This window comes from Roseateles sp. P5_B10, assembly GCF_056400485.1.
In genome coordinates this window covers 1-3,186 of record NZ_JBFULE010000615.1, presented here as the reverse complement: position 1 = coordinate 3,186, position 3,186 = coordinate 1, and the positions used below count along the sequence as shown (strand labels likewise).

Here is a 3,186-nt window from a genome sequence, read left to right as displayed (position 1 = left end):
TAGCACGCATGGCCGAATTCGGTAACCCGGAGGCTTTCGCGCTACCGCGTCCGCTGCTGCACAGCGGCAAGCCGGATTTCAGCTTTGCCGGCCTGAAGACGGCGGTGTTGACGCAAGTCAAGAAGATTGGCGATTCGCCATGTGACCAGACACGCGCCGACTTGGCCGCCTCCACACAGGCGGCCATCGTCGAGGTGCTGGTGAAGAAGTCGCTGCTGGCCTTGAAGATGACCGGGCTCAAGCGCCTCGTCGTCGCCGGTGGTGTTGGCGCCAACGCCAAGCTGCGCGAGCAATTGAACGCCGCTTGCGCCAAACGAGGCGTGCGCGTGCACTACCCCGAGTTGTCTCTGTGCACCGACAACGGCGCCATGATCGCGATGGCCGCCGCGCTGCGGGTGCAGCGCGGCATGGCCAATCCCAGCCACGATGGCGGCTTTGCAGTACGCCCGCGCTGGGACCTGACTGCGGCTTAGTTGACCGTCAGCTGGCCGCCGTTTTCGGCAACGCGCTTGACCAGATTCAGCGTCAGCACGCCGTTCTCGAAGCGGGCTTCGGATTGGCCCTGGTCGATCTCGGCCGGCAGCGAGAAGCTGCGGGCATAGCTGGCGGCGCGGCGCTCGCGGTACAGCACGCGGGAACCGTCAGTCGGCGCAGCCGCTTCTTCGGTGGCGGTCTCGATGTTGACGCGGCGGCCTTCGATGCGGACCTTGACGGCATCCTTGGCCACGCCAGGCATGTCGACCGTCACGCGGTAGGCCTTGTCGTCCTCGCTGACGTCGAGGGCCGGGGTGCGAGTGGCATTGGCCTCCGCATCAAACTGGCGCAGGACGCGGGCGACATGGCGGGGGTGGGTCAGATAGAACATGGTGAAACTCCGTGGCGGTTTGACGCTGCTTCGAAGGGTCGGGAGCAGCACCCGATGACCCAGAGATGTGGCGGTGTGAGAGCGCTTCAAGAGCCTTTCATGCGCTGACGAATAGAAGTCACGCATTTGCAGGGCAGGGCGGTTTTGGCTCTTGAAACCAGCATCCACGTCCACATGTCCGCTCGCTTGACCTGCCGCGGTTTGGGGCTCCCACCGCTTTCGGCTAGAATCCGCAGGTTTTGCGCGTCCAACGTCCTTGTTGGGCTGCAGAACACCAGCACGGCTCGGGGCGGTTTCCCCCTTGTCCGCAAGTCAACCCCGGAAACCGTCTGCGGCAGCGCCAGTAGTTGCGTCTCGCCCGGCCGGACTTCCGAAACCTTTTGGAAAACAAATGTCCATCGCCGAAAAGAAGGCCGAGATCGTCAAGGCCAACGCTCGCAGCGCCAGTGACACCGGCTCGCCGGAAGTCCAGGTCGCCCTGCTGACTGCCCGCATCAACGATCTGACGCCCCACTTCAAGACCCACGCCAAGGACCACCACGGTCGCCGTGGTCTGCTGAAGATGGTCAACACCCGCAAGAGCCTGCTGGCCTACCTGAAGCGCGTTGATTCCAGCCGTTATGTCGCGCTGATCGCCAAGCTGGGCCTGCGCAAGTAATTCGCCCCATCCGACATGGAGCCTGTCTGGTCCTCAAGCCCAGTACAGGCTCTTTGTCCATCTATCTGCCGGAACCGAGCTGACGTGGTGTCGGATCATTCCAAGACGGTTTATTCGAGCCGCCCTGGAATGGCATCTGGACCAAACCCAGTCTCGTTCCCGGTTTCCCCGGGTGCCCCCGCACCCACCACAACCAGGAGATGAGCATGTCCATTTTCAACAAGGTCACGAAGTCCTTCCAATGGGGCCGCCACAACGTCGTGCTGGAAACGGGTGAAGTCGCCCGCCAGTCCASCGGCGCCGTCCTTGTCAACATCGAAGGCACCGTCGTGCTGGCCACCGTGGTCGCCAAGACCGAAGCCAAGGCCGGCCAGGACTTCTTCCCGCTGACCGTCGACTACCTCGAGAAAACCTATGCCGCCGGCAAGATCCCCGGCAGCTTCTTCAAGCGCGAGGGCCGCCCCTCCGAGCACGAGACGCTGACCAGTCGCCTGATCGACCGCCCGATCCGCCCGCTGTTCCCGGAAGGCTTCTTCAATGAAGTCCAGGTCGTCATCCACGTGGTGAGCCTGAACCCCGAAGTCCAGGCCGACATCGCCGCGCTGATCGGCACGTCCGCTGCGCTGGCCATCTCCGGCATCCCCTTCAATGGCCCGATCGGTGCCGCCCGCGTGGGCTACGTCAACGGCGAATACGTGCTGAACCCCAGCAAGTCCGAACTGGCCAACAGCCAGATGGACCTGGTCGTCGCCGGCACGCAAGCCGCCGTGCTGATGGTCGAGTCTGAAGCCTCGGGCCTGTCTGAAGAAATCATGCTCGGCGCCGTGGTCTACGGCCACGAGCAAGGCAATGTCGCCATCGCCGCCATCAATGACATGGTGCGTGACGCCGGCAAGCCGACCTGGACCTGGACTGCCCCCGCCAAGGACGAGGCCTTCATTGCCAAGGTCAACGGCCTGGCCGAAGGCCCCCTGCGCGAGGCCTACCAGATCCGCTCCAAGCAAGCCCGCACGCAAGCCTGCCGCAGCGTGACGTCCAGCGTCTTTGCCGCGCTCAAGGGCGAAGGCGTCGAGTTCGACAAGGTCGAGGTCGAAGGCCTGCTGTTCGAGATCGAAGCCCGCATCGTGCGCAGCCAGATCCTGGCCGGCGAGCCGCGCATCGATGGTCGCGACACCCGCACCGTGCGCCCCATCGAGATCCGCAACGGTATCCTGCCGCGCACCCACGGCTCGGCGCTGTTCACGCGTGGTGAAACCCAGGCGCTGGTCATCGCCACGCTGGGCACGGACCGTGACGCCCAGCGCATCGACGCGTTGGATGGCGAGTTCGAAGACCGCTTCATGATGCACTACAACATGCCCCCCTTCGCCACCGGCGAGACGGGTCGTGTGGGTTCGCCGAAGCGCCGCGAAATCGGCCACGGCCGTCTGGCCAAGCGCGCGCTGATCGCCGCACTGCCGAGCAAGGAAGACTTCCCCTACTCGCTGCGCGTCGTCTCGGAAATCACCGAGTCCAACGGCTCCTCGTCGATGGCTTCGGTCTGCGGCGGCTGCCTTGCACTGATGGACGCCGGCGTGCCGATGAAGGCCCACGTGGCCGGCATCGCCATGGGCCTGATCAAGGACGCCAACCGGTTCGCCGTGCTGACCGACATCCTGGGTGA

The 3,186-nt window shown here is 64.5% G+C and carries 4 protein-coding genes; 3 read left to right on the top strand and 1 reads right to left on the bottom strand.

The genetic code is table 11. The features are described from left to right. The coding region (locus AC1DU6_RS24805) for a Kae1-like domain-containing protein (RefSeq protein WP_477860319.1) at window positions 1-473 on the top strand (473 nt) is incomplete at its 5' end. Here the strand turns inward: AC1DU6_RS24805 and AC1DU6_RS24800 are convergent. Further along, entirely contained in the window at window positions 470-865 is a 396-nt protein-coding gene (locus AC1DU6_RS24800) for an Hsp20/alpha crystallin family protein (protein ID WP_056196906.1), read from the bottom strand. The genes AC1DU6_RS24805 and AC1DU6_RS24800 overlap by 4 nt on opposite strands. 391 nt (window positions 866-1,256) lie before the next feature. Here AC1DU6_RS24800 and rpsO point away from each other — a divergent pair, with 391 nt between their 5' ends. Further along, window positions 1,257-1,523 (top strand): 30S ribosomal protein S15, encoded by a 267-nt coding sequence (rpsO, locus tag AC1DU6_RS24795; protein WP_056196908.1) that lies wholly within the window; start codon window positions 1,257-1,259, stop codon window positions 1,521-1,523. A 206-nt stretch (window positions 1,524-1,729) separates the two neighbouring features. After that, a partial coding sequence (gene pnp, locus AC1DU6_RS24790) for a polyribonucleotide nucleotidyltransferase (protein ID WP_477860317.1) occupies window positions 1,730-3,186 on the top strand: 1,457 nt, incomplete at its 3' end.